Source organism: Acidovorax radicis, from assembly GCF_020510705.1.
GTDB classification, from domain to species: domain Bacteria; phylum Pseudomonadota; class Gammaproteobacteria; order Burkholderiales; family Burkholderiaceae_C; genus Acidovorax; species Acidovorax radicis_A.
Genome location: NZ_CP075184.1, coordinates 4,968,009 through 4,982,639, shown reverse-complemented (window position 1 = coordinate 4,982,639; position 14,631 = coordinate 4,968,009). Strand labels below are relative to the sequence as shown.

At 64.2% G+C, this 14,631-nt stretch carries 14 protein-coding genes and 1 riboswitch; of the genes, 12 read left to right on the top strand and 2 right to left on the bottom strand.

All coding sequences use genetic code 11. From position 1 onward, the window contains the following. Nucleotides 1-5 precede the first annotated feature (5 nt). The 4 genes from KI609_RS22810 to KI609_RS22795 all read left to right on the top strand — a co-directional run bounded on the left by KI609_RS22810 (nt 6) and on the right by KI609_RS22795 (nt 3,096). Nucleotides 6-1,001 carry a KpsF/GutQ family sugar-phosphate isomerase gene (locus KI609_RS22810; RefSeq protein ID WP_226445797.1) on the top strand — a complete coding sequence of 332 codons (996 nt, stop codon included), beginning with the start codon at nt 6-8 and terminating at the stop codon, nt 999-1,001. After that, the gene (locus tag KI609_RS22805; protein WP_226445796.1) at nt 1,001-1,579 is read left to right on the top strand and encodes a KdsC family phosphatase; all 579 of its coding nucleotides are present in this window, start codon (nt 1,001-1,003) and stop codon (nt 1,577-1,579) included. The genes KI609_RS22810 and KI609_RS22805 overlap by 1 nt, the downstream gene beginning before the upstream one ends. Before the next feature lie 70 nt (nt 1,580-1,649). Then, on the top strand, nt 1,650-2,261 hold the full coding sequence (lptC, locus tag KI609_RS22800; protein WP_413463449.1) for an LPS export ABC transporter periplasmic protein LptC: 612 nt from the start codon (nt 1,650-1,652) through the stop codon (nt 2,259-2,261). Nucleotides 2,262-2,313: 52 nt separating this feature from the next. After that, a complete protein-coding gene (locus KI609_RS22795; RefSeq protein WP_226445794.1) occupies nt 2,314-3,096 on the top strand; it encodes an SDR family oxidoreductase in 783 nt (260 codons plus the stop codon). Nucleotides 3,097-3,355: 259 nt separating this feature from the next. Here KI609_RS22795 and KI609_RS22790 read toward each other — a convergent pair whose 3' ends face one another. Together KI609_RS22790 and KI609_RS22785 are read right to left on the bottom strand one after the other, a co-directional pair. Continuing rightward, on the bottom strand, nt 3,356-3,889 hold the full coding sequence (locus tag KI609_RS22790) for an RNA recognition motif domain-containing protein (protein ID WP_226445793.1): 534 nt from the start codon (nt 3,887-3,889) through the stop codon (nt 3,356-3,358). A 271-nt stretch (nt 3,890-4,160) separates the two neighbouring features. Next, nucleotides 4,161-4,553, bottom strand: a complete 393-nt coding sequence (locus tag KI609_RS22785) for an RNA recognition motif domain-containing protein (protein WP_226445792.1) — start codon at nt 4,551-4,553, stop codon at nt 4,161-4,163. 244 nt (nt 4,554-4,797) lie between these two features. Further along, nucleotides 4,798-4,981: riboswitch (yybP-ykoY riboswitch) on the top strand. Between the two features lie 15 nt (nt 4,982-4,996). Here KI609_RS22785 and KI609_RS22780 point away from each other — a divergent pair. The 8 genes from KI609_RS22780 to KI609_RS22745 all read left to right on the top strand — a co-directional run bounded on the left by KI609_RS22780 (nt 4,997) and on the right by KI609_RS22745 (nt 14,563). Next, nucleotides 4,997-5,563 (top strand): TMEM165/GDT1 family protein, encoded by a 567-nt coding sequence (locus tag KI609_RS22780; RefSeq protein ID WP_226445791.1) that lies wholly within the window; start codon nt 4,997-4,999, stop codon nt 5,561-5,563. 155 nt (nt 5,564-5,718) lie between these two features. Next, complete coding sequence (metX, locus tag KI609_RS22775; RefSeq protein WP_226445790.1) at nt 5,719-6,849, top strand: homoserine O-succinyltransferase MetX; 1,131 nt, start codon at nt 5,719-5,721, stop codon at nt 6,847-6,849. Beyond that, nucleotides 6,846-7,430, top strand: a complete 585-nt coding sequence (metW, locus tag KI609_RS22770; protein ID WP_226445789.1) for a methionine biosynthesis protein MetW — start codon at nt 6,846-6,848, stop codon at nt 7,428-7,430. Before metX ends, metW begins: the two co-directional genes overlap by 4 nt. A gap of 132 nt (nt 7,431-7,562) precedes the next feature. Next, a complete protein-coding gene (locus KI609_RS22765; RefSeq protein WP_413463355.1) occupies nt 7,563-8,708 on the top strand; it encodes a glycerophosphodiester phosphodiesterase in 1,146 nt (381 codons plus the stop codon). Between the two features lie 198 nt (nt 8,709-8,906). Then, on the top strand, nt 8,907-9,893 hold the full coding sequence (locus tag KI609_RS22760; protein ID WP_226443853.1) for an IS5 family transposase: 987 nt from the start codon (nt 8,907-8,909) through the stop codon (nt 9,891-9,893). 251 nt (nt 9,894-10,144) lie between these two features. Further along, on the top strand, nt 10,145-10,966 hold the full coding sequence (otnI, locus tag KI609_RS22755; protein ID WP_226445788.1) for a 2-oxo-tetronate isomerase: 822 nt from the start codon (nt 10,145-10,147) through the stop codon (nt 10,964-10,966). Nucleotides 10,967-11,158: 192 nt separating this feature from the next. Next, nucleotides 11,159-13,177 (top strand): methyl-accepting chemotaxis protein, encoded by a 2,019-nt coding sequence (locus tag KI609_RS22750; protein ID WP_226445787.1) that lies wholly within the window; start codon nt 11,159-11,161, stop codon nt 13,175-13,177. Nucleotides 13,178-13,336: 159 nt separating this feature from the next. After that, nucleotides 13,337-14,563, top strand: a complete 1,227-nt coding sequence (locus KI609_RS22745; RefSeq protein ID WP_226445786.1) for a sensor domain-containing diguanylate cyclase — start codon at nt 13,337-13,339, stop codon at nt 14,561-14,563. Nucleotides 14,564-14,631: the final 68 nt, after the last annotated feature.

Here is a 14,631-nt window from a genome sequence, read left to right as displayed (position 1 = left end):
CACGCATGACCTCTGCCGCGCTGCCCCCTTTTGACGCCGATAAAGCCTTGCGCCTTGCCCGCGAAACCTTTGAGATCGAGGCCGCGGCGCTGACGGGTTTGGCCGCCCGGATCGATGGCGTGTTTGCCCAGGCCGTGCAAGCGGTGCTGTTGGCACGGGGCCGGGTGGTGGTGATGGGGATGGGCAAGAGCGGTCATGTGGGGCGCAAGATCGCCGCCACACTCGCATCCACCGGTACGCCGGCTTTTTTTGTCCACCCTGCCGAGGCCAGCCATGGCGACCTGGGCATGGTCACTGGGGATGACCTGGTGCTGGGCATCTCCAACAGCGGCGAAAGCGGCGAGCTCACAGCCATCTTGCCGGTGCTCAAGCGCTTGGGCGCGCCGCTGATTGCCATGACGGGCGGCCTGCAGTCCACGCTGGCACGCCATGCCGATCTGGTGCTCGACTGCAGCGTGGCACGCGAAGCCTGTCCCCTGAATCTGGCACCTACCGCCAGCACGACCGCTCAACTGGCCATGGGTGATGCCCTGGCCGTGGCGCTGCTTGATGCGCGGGGCTTTCGGCCCGAAGACTTCGCGCGCTCTCACCCGGGCGGGGCCCTGGGGCGCAAATTGCTCACCCATGTGAGCGATGTCATGCGCACGGGGGCGGAGATTCCCCGGGTGGCGCCCGACGCATCGTTCAGCGACCTCATGCGCGAAATGAGCACCAAGGGCCTGGGTGCGTCGGCCATCGTCGACGCTGCAGGGCAGGTGCTGGGCATTTTTACGGACGGCGATCTGCGCCGGCGCATTGAGGCGGGCGCCGATCTTCGCGGCACCACGGCAGGCCAGGTGATGCATGCCAATCCGCGCCGTATCACCCCGGAAGCCCTTGCGGTGGACGCCGCCGAGATGATGGAAGCCCATGGCATCACCAGCGTGCTGGTGGTGGACGACAGCGGGTTCCTGTCTGGCGTGGTGCATATCGGTGACCTCATGCGTGCCAAGGTGATCTGATGGCTGCCGGTTGTATCTCCCCAGGCGCTGGCGCTGCGCCTGCCTTGCAGATTGCGCCCGAGCTACTGCTGCGCGCCCAGGACGTGCGCGTGGCGTTCTTTGATGTCGATGGCGTGCTGACGGATGGCGGCCTGTACTTCAGCGAATCTGGCGAGACCCTCAAGCGGTTCAACACCCTGGACGGACACGGCCTCAAGCTGTTGCAAAAGGCGGGCATTACCCCCGCAGTGATCACGGGCCGTGATTCCGCGCCTTTGCGGCTGCGCCTGAAGGCCCTGGGGGTGGAGCACGCGGTTTTTGGCACCGAAGACAAACGCCCGGCCGCAGAACAGATACTCCAGACCTTGGGTCTGGAGTGGGCCCAGGCCGCCGCGATGGGCGACGACTGGCCCGATCTGCCGGTCATGCGCCGCAGCGCCTTTGCGTGTGCGCCTGCGAACGCCCAGGTCGAAGTACGCCATGCAGCCCACTTCGTGACACAAGCGCGGGGCGGCGACGGTGCGGCGCGCGAGCTATGCGATCTGCTGCTGGTGGCCACGGGCCGTTATGCCGCTTTCCTGGCGGACTACACCCCATGACCCGCATGATGTCGAGGCCTGGGTGCCGTCGTGCCACGGTGGGCTTTTCGGGAGTTGCCGCTTGAACCGCATGCTCCGCCACGGCTGGGATCAGCTGTCAATCTATCTGCCGGTCGTCCTGATGGGGCTGCTTGCGCTGGGCACATGGTGGTTGGTGCGCAACGCGCCGATGCCCCAGCTGCCGGTGGTCGAGCGCCAGCAGGGGCACCAGCCCGACTATTACATGAAGTCTTTTTCGGTCAAGACGTTCGACGCCACAGGTCGCCTTCAAAGTGAAGTGCAGGGCGACGTAGCCCGGCATTACATCGACACAGACACGCTGGAGATTGACAAGGTACACATGCGCTCGGTCAGCCTCGACGGCCGCGTTACCGTGGCCACGGCCAACCGGGGCCTGAGCAATGCGGATGGCTCAGAGGTGCAATTGTTTGGCAATGCCATCGTCACCCGCGAGTCTGTACCCGCCAAGCCCGGTGCGCCTGGCCTGCCCCGGCTTGAGTTTCGCGGTGAATTCCTGCACGCATTCACCAAAACAGAGCGTGTGCTGTCCAATCAGCCGGTGGACCTGGCGCGGGGTAATGACCGCTTCACGGCCGACACCATGACTTACGACAACCTCGACCAAGTGCTGCAGCTGCGCGGTCGCGTGCGCGGCATCCTCATGCCGCGCAGCACCCAATGACCTTGGGGCAGGCTGCCCATCTGTGGCCGAACAACCCTGTGCTGCACGCCCTATGACCACACCGCTTGTTTTCATCACCGGCGCATCCAGCGGCATCGGCCAGGCGCTTGCCTTGCGGTTTTACCGGGCGGGCTATCGTCTGGCCTTGGTTGCGCGCCGCACCTCAGAAGTAAAAACATGGGCAGAGGCACAAGGTATAAGCGCTACCAGCTATGAAATTTATAGTGCAGATGTCTCGATAACCGACAGCATCGTTGCCGCTGGCCACGCGTGTTTGGCGCGCCAGGGTCTTCCCGATGTGGTGATCGCCAATGCCGGTATCAGCGTTGGCATGGACACGGCCGTGCGGGACGATATCGAGGTGATGGCCCGAACCTTTGCCACCAACAACATCGGCATGGCGGCCACGTTCCAGCCGTTTGTGGAGGAGATGGCCAAACGCCGCAGTGGCACGCTGGTCGGAATCGGCAGTGTGGCCGGCATCCGTGGTCTGCCAGGACATGGTGCTTATTGCGCCAGCAAGGCCGCCGTTGTCAGCTATTGCGAAAGCCTGCGCGGTGAGATGCGGCCCTTTGATGTGCGTGTGGTGACCCTCTTGCCAGGCTATATCGACACGCCACTGACACGCCATAACCGTTACAGCATGCCGTTTCTGATGCAGGCGGTTGATTTTGCGGACCGTGCCTTTACCGCCATCACCGCCGGGGTGAGCTACCGTGTCATTCCCTGGCAAATGGGTGTGGTCGCCAAGCTGCTTCGCCTGGCTCCCAACGCCGTGTTCGACAAATTACTTGCGGGCCGGCCGCGCAAACGCCGACAGACCGACCAGCCTTGAGTTCTTGCGACGGAGACTGTGGCACCGAGCCAATGCGTCCGTCGGTGAAAAATCATGCCCCTGGATCATCGCAACACCCACCATGCATGACCGGGCAGCCACAGAGATTGATCACGCGACGCCCTGTGATGTGGTCGGGCAGTGCGCTGCGCGCGTGAAGAGTGGGGTGACGCGCTGAAATAGCAGCGCACAGCCCATGAAAAAAGCCCCCGAAGGGGCTTTTTTTGTCGAACATTCGTGGGTTGCGTGCGAACGAGGCTCAGTAGCCACCGTTGCCACCACCGTAACCGCCGCCGCTGCGGCCACCGCCGCCACCGCCATTGCGGGAACCCGAACCGTAAGGGCTGCGGAAACCGCCTTCGCTGCGGCCACCGCCGCCTCCATAACCACCGCCGCCGCCTTCGCGGCCACCACCACCCCCGTATCCACCGCCGCCACCTTCACGGCTGCCGCCCCCGTAGCCCCCACCGCCGCCACTGCGACCACCGCCGCCATAGCCGCCGCCACCCCCGCCACCGAATCCACCACTGCGGGGCGGGCGCGGTTCCATCGGGCGGGCTTCGTTGACTACGATGCCACGGCCTCCCAGGGGCTGGCCGTTCATGCCGTTGATCGCGGCCAGCGCTTCTGCATCACTCCCCATTTCCACGAAGCCAAAGCCCTTGGATCGACCCGTGTCGCGCTCCATCATGACCTTGGCACTGGTTACAGCACCGAATTGGCCGAAGGCCTGTTCCAGATCACTGTCGCGCACCGAGTACGGCAGATTGCCAACGTAGAGTTTGTTGCCCATCGAGGGACTCCTCAAAAACACATGAATAAAGCGATGGAGTCCCGAAAACGCAGCCAGCTAATCTCAATGACGCTCTCAGCGAAACTGACGGATCACCGCAAACTTGGAAAGCGGGGAAAACCCCGCCCGCCCACTATGCTCCACACTTTTGCACAAAAAGCAAGCGACTATGCTGGCTGTGGCTTGTATATACGGCGCGGACATAAAAAAAGGAGCCCAAAGGCTCCTTTTTTTCCGCCAGCAGACGATGAGGTCTGCCGATGAGATTTTTTTAGTAGCTGCTACGGCCACCGCCGTAACCACCGCCACCACCGCCGCCGCTACGGCCGCCACCACCGTAGCCGCCACCGCCACCGCCGTAACCGCCGCCACCACCATTGCCGCCGCCGAAGCCGCCGCTACGGGGAGCACGTGGCTCCATGGGGCGAGCTTCGTTGACCACGAGGTCACGGCCGCCGAAGTTGGTGCCATGCACGCCTTGAATGGCGGCTTGGGCTTCAGCATCGCTGCCCATTTCGACAAAGCCGAAACCCTTGGAGCGGCCGGTGTCGCGCTCCATCATGACCTTGGCGCTGCCGACCGAGCCGTACTGGCTGAAGGTCTGTTGCAGATCTTCGTCGCGGAAAGAGTAGGGCAGGTTGCCCACGTAAAGTTTGTTGCCCATGAAGGACTCCTGAAAAAACAAAAAACGCGATGGAGTCCGACGCAATCAACAAACCTGTGACGACTTCAAAGACGCGAAACTGACCATTCACCGCTAAGCTAACTGCTCTCCTGCAAGCAGAAAAGCCAAGTCATTATTAATCACTTTATGGCCCCTGTGGGGGTTTATTTCAGTCCACGAGCGCCTAAAACGGGGCCGTTTTGTGGTTTTAAGGGGAATCTGCGGGCAAACCATCAGATAAAATAGGCCCGTCTTTGGGGAGTAGCCCGCCCGGCAGTGCAATGCGCCGGGGCATGCGTCAACATACTTGGGTTTTTTAAACCTATGGCGTATGCGGCTTTTGAGCTGGGCGAGACCATTGACTGCATGCCGATCCACGTGGCCGGAGTCGGGGTGCAGTCAATGCGTTTTCCACCCATCCGGCCGGATAGGACCCCTCCCCCATGGAAGCTTTCTTCATTTCCACCGCTGTCGTTGCGCTCGCCGAGATGGGCGACAAGACGCAATTGCTGGCGCTCGTGCTTGCGGCACGCTTTCGCAAGCCCTGGCCCATCGTGCTGGGCATCCTGGTCGCCACCTTGGTGAACCACGGCCTGGCTGGGGCCGTCGGTGCGTGGGTCACCACGTTCCTGGGCCCCCAAGTGCTGCGCTGGATCCTGGGTGCCTCCTTCATCGCCATGGCGGTGTGGATGCTGATCCCCGACAAGCTCGACGAAGGCGAGGCCGATGGCACACCCCGTTGGGGCGTGTTTGGCACCACCGTGGTGGCATTTTTCCTGGCCGAAATGGGAGACAAGACCCAGATCGCCACCGTCATGCTGGCTGCCAAATACAACGCCTACCTCTGGGTGGTGGCGGGCACCACGCTGGGCATGATGCTGGCCAATGCGCCGGTGGTCTGGCTGGGCGAGCGCATCACGCGCAAGGTGCCCATCCGGGCGGTGCATCTGGTGTCTGCCGTCATCTTCCTGGTGCTGGGGCTGCTGGCGATTTTTTCGTCGGTGGGTTGATCTAAGCGATGGGACAGGCTGGGCGATCAGGCGCTGCTTTGGTATATTTGCCGAACGCGCCGATTTGCCACAGCTTGCGGGCGCTTTATAAATCCTGCTAAAGACCCGTCCGACACATTTGCCCGGCCTCGTTTTTAGCGATGCCGGGTTTTTTTATGCCGTTTTTTGCCACACCCCAGACCATGCATTTTCCGGAGGTGCTGCCGCTGCAAAGCGGCGCGTCCATCCGCGACTACCAGCTGGCCTACGAGACCTACGGCACGCTCAATGCCGACCGCTCCAACGCCGTGCTCGTGTGCCATGCCCTTAACGCCTCGCACCACGTGGCGGGCGTGTACGCAGGGCAGGACAAGAGCGAGGGCTGGTGGGACAACATGATCGGCCCGGGCAAGCCCGTGGACACCGACCGCTTCTTCGTCATTGGCGTGAACAACCTCGGGTCGTGCTTCGGCTCCACCGGCCCTATGCACACGCATCCGGACACCGGCGAGGTCTATGGCGCGGACTTTCCCGTGGTCACGGTGGAAGACTGGGTCAACGCCCAGGCCCGGCTGCTGGACCGCCTGGGCATCCAGCAACTGGCGGCTGTGCTGGGTGGCAGCCTCGGCGGCATGCAGGCGCTGAGCTGGACGCTGCAGTACCCCGAGCGCATGCGCCACGCCGTGGTCGTGGCCAGCGCGCCCAACCTCACGGCCGAGAACATTGCCTTCAACGAAGTGGCGCGCCGCGCCATCGTGACCGACCCGGACTTCCACGGCGGCCACTTTTACCGCCATGGCGTGATCCCCAAGCGTGGCCTGCGCATTGCCCGCATGATCGGCCACATCACGTACCTGTCCGACGACGTGATGAACGAGAAGTTCGGCCGGCAGCTGCGCGAGGGTCTGGAGCTGAAATACAGCACGCAGGACATCGAATTTCAAATCGAGAGCTACCTGCGTTACCAGGGCGACAAGTTCAGCGACTACTTCGATGCCAATACCTACCTGCTCATCACCCGCGCGCTCGATTACTTCGACCCGGCCCGTACCTACGGCGGCAGTCTCACGCAGGCGCTCGCGCGTGCCACCGCGCGTTTCTTGCTGGTGAGCTTCACCACCGACTGGCGTTTTGCGCCCAAGCGCAGTCGCGAGATCGTCAAGTCCTTGCTGGATAACCGCCGCCGTGTGAGCTACGCCGAGATCGATGCACCCCATGGGCATGATGCCTTTTTGCTCGATGACGCACGTTATATGGGCGTGATGCGCTCTTACTTCGATAGCATTGCAAAGGAGCAGCAACCATGAGCGATCAAGCGGTGATGCAAGCGCTGGCGCGCCTGGTGCCGCCCGGCTCGCGCGTGCTCGACCTGGGCTGCGGCAACGGCGCCATGCTCGACTACCTGCAGCGCGAACGCGGCTGCAGCGGCTATGGCGTGGAGATTGATGACACCAACGTGCTGGCCTGCGTGCAGCGCGGCGTCGACGTGATCCAGCTCAACCTGGACGAAGGTCTGGCGATGTTCGGCGACAACTCGTTCGACGTGGTGCTGCAGATCGACACGCTGCAGCACCTGCGCAATGCCGAAACCATGCTGCGCGAGACCGCGCGTGTGGGCCGCACCGGCGTGGTGGCTTTCCCCAACTTTGCGCACTGGCCCAACCGCCTGTCGATCCTGCGCGGGCGCATGCCCGTCACGCGCCGCCTGCCCTACCAGTGGTACGACACGCCCAACATCCGTGTGGGCACGTACAAGGACTTCGAGGTGCTGGCCACCAAGAACCGGCTGCGCATCCTGGACTCCTTCGGTCTGCAAGACGGCCAGGCCGTGCGCTGGCTGCCCAATGCCCGTGCGGGCACGGCCGTGTTCCATTTCGAAGGGGCCTGATCGCCTCCTGCCAGCACGCGATGAGCAGATAAGCACTGGACTGGAGCGCGCCCGGCATTGCCTGTGCGCCTGCCGTGACATCCGGCTGTCAATCGCGTCGGCTAAGGTGTTCGGACACCCGAAGGAGCCCATTTGAAACGCAACCCGTTGTACGCCGTGACCGTTGCCGCGCTGCTCACCACCTGGGCGCTGGGCGCCGCTGCACAGGCCTGGCCGCCCACCCCCACCGTCATTGCCCACCGGGGCGCATCGGCCCTGCGGCCCGAGCACACGCTCGCGGCCTATCAGCAGGCGATTGACGACGGCGCAGACGTCATCGAGCCCGACCTGGTGATCACCAAGGACGGCGTGCTGGTGGCCCGGCACGAGAACGCCATCGCCATCCTGAATGCCGACGGCTCGGTGAAAGAAGCCACCACCGACGTGGTGGACCGCCCCGAGTTCGCGGGCCGCAAAACCACCAAGACCATCGACGGCAAACCCATCACCGGCTGGTTCACCGAAGACTTCACGCTGGCCGAGCTCAAAACCTTGCGCGCCCGCGAACGCATCCCTGCGCAGCGCCCGGCCAACGTGGCCTACAACGGCCGGTTCGAGGTGCCCACCTTGCAGGAGGTGATCGACCTGGCCAAGGCGGCAACGGCCAAAACCGGGCGCGTGATCGGCATCTACCCAGAAACCAAGCACCCCACCTACTTCCAGTCCATCGGCCAGCCGCTGGAGGCCCCGCTGCTGGCTGTGCTCGAGAAAAACGGCTGGAACCACCAGGCCGCGCCCGTGTTCGTGCAGTCGTTCGAGGTCAGCAACCTGCAGGCGATCCGCAAGCTCAGCAGCGTGCGCCTGGTGCAGCTGGTGGCGCCCTCGGGCCGGCCGTACGACTTTGTGGCGCAGGGCGCGGCCAACACGCGCGGCTATGCCGACCTGATCACCCCCGACGGCCTCAAGCAGGTGGCCACCTACGCCAACGCCATCGGCCCCTTCAAGACGCTGGTGGTGTCGGTGAAGGACGGCCTGCCTGGCGAGCCCACGCCGCTGGTTGCCCATGCCCATGCCGCCGGGCTGGCCCTGCACATCTGGACGCTGCGGCCCGAAAACGCCTTCTTACCCGCAGGCCTGAAGAAGGCGCCTGCCACCGATGGCACCGCGCGGGGCGACAGCGTGGCCGAGATCACGGCCTATTTGCGCGCAGGCATCGACGGCTTCTTCACCGACGACCCCGCCGTGGGCCGTGCCGCGGTGCAGGCCTTCACGGCGAAGGCGATGGCGACGACGAAGTAACTGGCGCCGGGCGCGGCTTGCCCGGTGTGGCGCCCGTGTGATGGGCGAGTTCTCCAATGCGCATGGGGACGTTCAGGTATGAAGTGAATGCTATTAAAACAGTAGCTGCTTGCGCTTATGTATAAAGCGCTAGGGACCCTCTGCACAAATCCCTGCGTAATGTGCTTACGAAGGCTTGAAGCCGAGACAATAAGGCGCATGAAGCAAAGCAGCCTGGGCCTGAGCAATACCACCAAGCGCACACGCAAGCGCGAGTTCCTTGATGCGATGGAGTTGGTGGTGCCCTGGGCCGAGTTGGTCTCGCTCATTGAGCCCTACGCCCCAGAGATCGGACGCCGGGGCCAGCAGCCCTTTGCGGTGCAGACCCTGCTGCGTATCCATTTCATGCAGCAGTGGTTCAAGCTTAGCGACCCAGCCATGGAAGAGGCACTGCACGACGTGCCAGCCTTTCGGGACTTTGCCGGCCTGTCTCACTGGGACGAACACATTCCCAGTGAATCGAGCATCCTGCGTTTTCGGCATCTGCTGGAGCGCCACAAACTGGCCGATCAGATCCTCGCTACGGTCAATGCCCTGCTGCAAGCCAAAGGGCTGCAACTCAAAGCAGGCACGGTGGTGGATGCCACGCTGATTGCGGCGCCGACGTCCACCAAGAATGAAGGCAAGGCACGAGACCCCGAGATGCATCAAAGCAAGAAGGGCAACGAGTGGTACTTTGGCATGAAGGCTCACATTGGCGTGGATGCGGATTCAGGCCTGGTGCACAGCGTGCGCGGCACCAGTGGCAATGTGAACGACGTGATAGAAGCCAACAGCCTGCTGCACGGGCAAGAAACGGATGCCTTTGGCGATGCGGGCTACCAAGGAGTGGACAAGCGGCCCGATGCCAACAAGAACGTGCGCTGGCATGTAGCCATGCGCCCGGGGTTGCGCCGGGCTTTGGACAAAAACAAGCCTGTGGATGCGCTGATCGACCAACTTGAACGCACCAAGGCCAGCATCCGGGCCAAGGTGGAGCACCCGTTCAGAGTGCTCAAGCAGCAGTTCGGGTACGTGAAGGTGCGCTACCGGGGGCTCATGAAGAACACGGCGCAGATCGTCACGCTGTTTGCGTTGGGCAATCTGTGGATGGCAAGGCACAAGTTGCTGGCCTGCATGGGGCAGGTGCGCGTGCAGGGGGCTTAATGCCCCGCGAAACCGGGCAATGGCCCTCGCGCAGCGCCTGCCGGGAGTACCCAATGACCCAACGCGGGCGCTGTCTTAGTTCGGGCATCGCTACGGCACAGCCAGAACCGATTCGTGAAGAGCTTCCCTAGAGGCCAATTTGGCCCCTATTTTCCGTGGATGATGCTTGGGGGTGACTTGGCAAGGGCCGCTGGCCCCATGCTGCGCGATAAGCTGCTGCGCTCTGCTTTCATCTTCTGCCCACCCCCGCCATGCCCCAGTTTGCCGCCAACCTGAGCCTCATGTACACCGAGCTGCCGTTTCTGGACCGCTTTGCCGCTGCGGCGCGCGACCGGTTCACTGCGGTGGAGTTTCAGTTTCCGTATGCCTTTGAGCCCGCCGAGATCGCAGCGCGGCTGAGGGACAACGGCCTGCAGCTGGTGCTGTTCAACGCCCCGCCCAGCGGCACCGATCGCGCCAGCATGGCCAGCGCCTGGGAGCAGCAAGCGCGCGGCACGGCCGCGCTGCCGGGGCGCGAGGCCGAGTTCCGTGCCGGTGTGCACGAGGCCCTGCGTTATGCCGAGGTGCTGCACTGCCCCCGCATCCATGTGCTGTCGGGTGTGTTGCCGCCGGGGGTGGAGCGCGAGTCGCTCAAAGACCTGTGTGTGCGCAATCTGCGCTGGGCGGCGGCCGAGGCGGCAGGCCTGGGGTGCGAGATCCTGATCGAGCCCATCAATCTGCGCGATATGCCGCGCTATTTTCTGAACCGGCAGGATCACGCCCACGAGCTGCTGGACGCCGCAGCGGCCCCCAACCTCAAGGTGCAGATGGATCTGTACCACTGCCAGATCGTGGAGGGCGACGTGGCCACCAAACTGCAGCGCTACCTGCCCACCGGCCGCGTCGCCCATATCCAGATCGCCAGCGTGCCGGGCCGCCACGAGCCGGACCAGGGCGAGCTGAACTACCCGTTTTTGTTCGACACCATCGACGCCCTGGGGTATGCGGGCTGGGTGGGCTGTGAGTACAAACCGGCGGCGGGCACGTCGGACGGGCTGGGTTGGCGCGACCGCGCGCTTGCAGCGCACCTGTGAACCTGTGGACCTCTGAGAGGGGTAGAGGTTGTTGGCGGGCGGTTCCAGTACGCGCGAATGCGTAAGGGAATGCGTGAATAAATGTAACAACACTCTGGCCGTAGAGTGAACAAGGGCGTTCTCACGCTGTGAGAACCTGCTCTTAGACCGGCTCAGCCGGCGTTGTGCATTCACCTCCAGGAGACATTTCCCATGCCCGCAGCCCTTGCCAACAACCGTTCTGTCGCGCGGCAGGTCACGCTGACCGCCATCGCGCTGGTGGCCTTGGTGCTGGTGCTGGTGGGGCTTGCCATCGCCGTGTTGACCGAGCGCAGCACCCGCGCCCTGGTCGCCTCCAGCGTGGGCGACACGGCGCAAAGCGTGGCGCAGTCGCTGGACGCGGCCGACAACACCAACCGCGAGCTGGTGCAGCTGACCATGAAGGGTTTCCAGCGCTACTTCGAGGCCACCATGCAGCTCGACGAAGCCTCGGGCGAGCTGCGCAGCTACGGCGCGCTGGTCAATGAGGACTACGGCTCGGTCGACAAATTCGCCAGCGAGACGGGCGGCATTGCCACCGTGTTCGCCAAGAAAGGCGATGACTTTGTGCGCATCACCACCTCGGTCAAGAACGACAAGGGCGAGCGCCAGATGGGCACGCCGCTCGGCCGCACCGACCCGGCATATGCCACGGTGTCCAAGGGCGAGCCCTACACCGGCGTGACGGTGGTGAACGGCAAGCCTTTCATGGGCCACTACCTGCCCGCCAAGGACGCCTCTGGCAAGGTCATTGCGCTGCTGTTCATCGGCAACGACATCAGCGTGTTCCACGCCATGCTGCAAAAGCAGGTGGCGCAGACGAAGTTTTTCGAGCATGGCGGCACCTACGTCATCAACCCTGGCACCTCGCTGGACCAGGCCGTATTCGTGTACCACCCCACCGCAGGTGGCAAACGCGTGCTGGAGGCCTACCCGCAGGCGCGCCCCTTCTTTGAGTCGCTGGCCGCGTCGCAGGACGGCTTTGTGCGCGAGGCCGCAGACGTGCTGGGCACCGGCGCGGAGAACCCCTGGGCGCTGATGCGCAAGACCAGCGGCGGCTGGTGGGTGGTGGCCGAGGTGGCCGATGGCGAGGCCATGGCCAGCCAGCGGCGCGTCACTTTGGCTGTGTGGGGCCTGATGGCCGTAGCGGTGGTGCTGCTCGCCATCGGCCTGTTCGTCATGCTGCGCCGGGGCGTGAGCCGCCCCTTGCAGGACCTGACCCAGGCCATCACGCTGGTGGCGCAGGGCGACCTGACCGAGGCCTTTCACACCACGCGGCGCGACGAGATCGGTGCGCTGGTGCAGGAGGTGGAGGGCATGCGCCAGCGCTACACGCAGATGCTGCAGCAGGTGCGCACGGCGGTGGACAGCATCACCACCGCCAGCGCCGAGATCGCCACCGGCAACCAGGACCTGTCGGCCCGCACCGAGGCCACGGCGAGCAGCCTGGCCCAGACCGCGCAGAGCATGGAGCACCTCACCTCCACCGTGCGCCAGTCGGCCGACGCCGCGCGCCAGGCCAACCAGCTGGCCAGCACCGCCGCTGCCGTGGCAGCACGCGGCGGCCAGGTAGTGGGCGAGGTGGTGACCACCATGGGCGACATCAACCAAAGCTCGCGCAAGATCGCCGACATCATTGGCGTGATCGATTCGATTGCCTTCCAGACCAACATCCTGGCGCTCAACGCCGCGGTCGAGGCCGCCCGCGCGGGTGAACAAGGCAGGGGCTTTGCCGTGGTGGCCAGCGAAGTGCGCAACCTGGCCGGGCGCAGCGCCGAGGCCGCGCGCGAGATCAAGGCGCTGATTGGCGCCTCGGTGGAGCGCGTGGAATCCGGCGCCCGCCTGGTGCAGAACGCCGGCAGCACCATGGAAGAGATCGTGGGCTCGGTCAAACGGGTGGGCGACATCATTGGCGAGATCACGGCGGCGTCAAGCGAACAATCGGACGGCATTGGCCAGGTCAACACCGCCGTCAACCAGCTTGATCAGATGACGCAGCAGAACGCCGCGCTGGTGGAGGAATCCGCCGCCGCCGCGCAAAGCCTGCGCGAGCAGGCCACACGACTGGCTGGTGCGGTGCAGGTGTTCAAACTCTCACCGGGCGATGGCGATGGCGGGCTTGCGGAGACGGCCTTGCTGGCTGCTCCCCCAGGGCGGGGCTGGGGACGCAGGGCTCACGCCCAGCTGCCATAGCCACGTGTGCGGAATCCACGGTATCTGTGGCACCTGTGGTGACGGCCCTGTGGGGCCCGGTGGCGTTGACATCCTTTGGTTTGCGACAAGGAGGCGTTGGTTTATGCTGGCCTGAAGCTCCTTCGGTCCCTTTTTCTTCTCCAGTCTCTCTTGCATCCTATGGTTGCCCACGTTCCTACCATGCTGGCGATGATCATCGCCGCCTCGCTCATGATGGCCGCCTGTATGGCGGTGGTGGGCTGGGGGCGCCGGCGAGACGGCCTGAGGCGTTGGGCGGCAGCCCTGCTGCTGAACGCCATCGGGCACCTTCTGCTCATGCTGTATGGGCTGGTGCCCAACGGGGTGTCCATTGTGGCGGGCAACCTGCTGCTGTCGTGCGTGATGGTGGGCATGATTGCTGCCATCTACCAGTTTCAGGGGCGGCCGGTGCGGTGGTGGTTGCTGCTGGCGTCACCCCTGCTGGTCACGGTATTTGTCATCGGCTTTGTCGACAACTTCCCGGCGCGTGTCAGCTTCGTGGGTCTGGTCATTGGCCTGCAGGCCGTGTGGGCCTTGAGCGCGGCACTGGCGCGCCGCCACGCCACGGTGGGGCGAGGCCAGTGGCTGCTGGTCGCGGGGCTGGGGCTGGAGGCCGTGGTGCTGGGCGGGCGCGCCGTGGTAGCCATCAGCGCCCATGAGGCAGCCACCAGCATTTTGCAAAGCAGCGTTTTGCAGACGCTGACCTTCATGAGCACGTTCACCGTGGTCTTGGTGAGCTCAATGGGTTTTGTTTTCATGGCGCGCGACCGGGCTGACGAAAACAACCGCGTGATGGCCGCGCTGGATCATCTCACCGGGGTGGCCAACCGGCGTTCGCTGATTGCCGCGCTGGACCGCGATGTGGCCCGCGCCGTGCGCATGCGCGAGTCCATCGCACTGATGATGGTGGACATCGATCACTTCAAGAACGTCAACGACCAATATGGCCATCCCATGGGAGACCGGGTGCTGTGCAGCGTGGTCAATGTGCTGCGCCAGCGCGTGCGCGCGCAGGATCTGGTGGGGCGCTATGGCGGCGAGGAGTTCATGGTGGTGCTTCCCGACACCACGCTGGTGGGCGCCGAGCAATTGGCGCGCGAGCTGTGCAAGGCCGTCGAAGAATCACGCTGTCCGATGGACGGCGTGGAAGGCCCAGGCATTTCGGTCACCGTGAGCATCGGGGTGTTTGGCGGTCGCCTGGATTCAGGCGACAGCTGGGACATGCTGATTGCGGCCGCAGACCGCGCGCTCTACCAGGCCAAGAGCAACGGCCGCAACCGCGTCGAATCGGCGGTCACCCTGCGGCGGCCCGGCACACCCATGGCGGCGCACCACAATCCCGAGACACTGCCGTCGTCTCTTTACTGACCGGTGGCAGGCCGGCAGGCCTTGTGTTGCAATGAGGGGATTGATCCCCATGCCTTCAGGAGAGCTGC

Coding starts and splice junctions, on each gene's coding strand:
- KI609_RS22810 (WP_226445797.1), top strand. CDS start 6: ATGACCTCTGCCGCGCTGCCCCCTTTTGACGCCGATAAAGCCTTGCGC.
- KI609_RS22805 (WP_226445796.1), top strand. CDS start 1,001: ATGGCTGCCGGTTGTATCTCCCCAGGCGCTGGCGCTGCGCCTGCCTTG.
- lptC (WP_413463449.1), top strand. CDS start 1,650: ATGCTCCGCCACGGCTGGGATCAGCTGTCAATCTATCTGCCGGTCGTC.
- KI609_RS22795 (WP_226445794.1), top strand. CDS start 2,314: ATGACCACACCGCTTGTTTTCATCACCGGCGCATCCAGCGGCATCGGC.
- KI609_RS22790 (WP_226445793.1), bottom strand. CDS start 3,889: ATGGGCAACAAACTCTACGTTGGCAATCTGCCGTACTCGGTGCGCGAC.
- KI609_RS22785 (WP_226445792.1), bottom strand. CDS start 4,553: ATGGGCAACAAACTTTACGTGGGCAACCTGCCCTACTCTTTCCGCGAC.
- KI609_RS22780 (WP_226445791.1), top strand. CDS start 4,997: ATGGAAGCTTTCTTCATTTCCACCGCTGTCGTTGCGCTCGCCGAGATG.
- metX (WP_226445790.1), top strand. CDS start 5,719: ATGCCGTTTTTTGCCACACCCCAGACCATGCATTTTCCGGAGGTGCTG.
- metW (WP_226445789.1), top strand. CDS start 6,846: ATGAGCGATCAAGCGGTGATGCAAGCGCTGGCGCGCCTGGTGCCGCCC.
- KI609_RS22760 (WP_226443853.1), top strand. CDS start 8,907: ATGAAGCAAAGCAGCCTGGGCCTGAGCAATACCACCAAGCGCACACGC.
- otnI (WP_226445788.1), top strand. CDS start 10,145: ATGCCCCAGTTTGCCGCCAACCTGAGCCTCATGTACACCGAGCTGCCG.
- KI609_RS22750 (WP_226445787.1), top strand. CDS start 11,159: ATGCCCGCAGCCCTTGCCAACAACCGTTCTGTCGCGCGGCAGGTCACG.
- KI609_RS22745 (WP_226445786.1), top strand. CDS start 13,337: ATGGTTGCCCACGTTCCTACCATGCTGGCGATGATCATCGCCGCCTCG.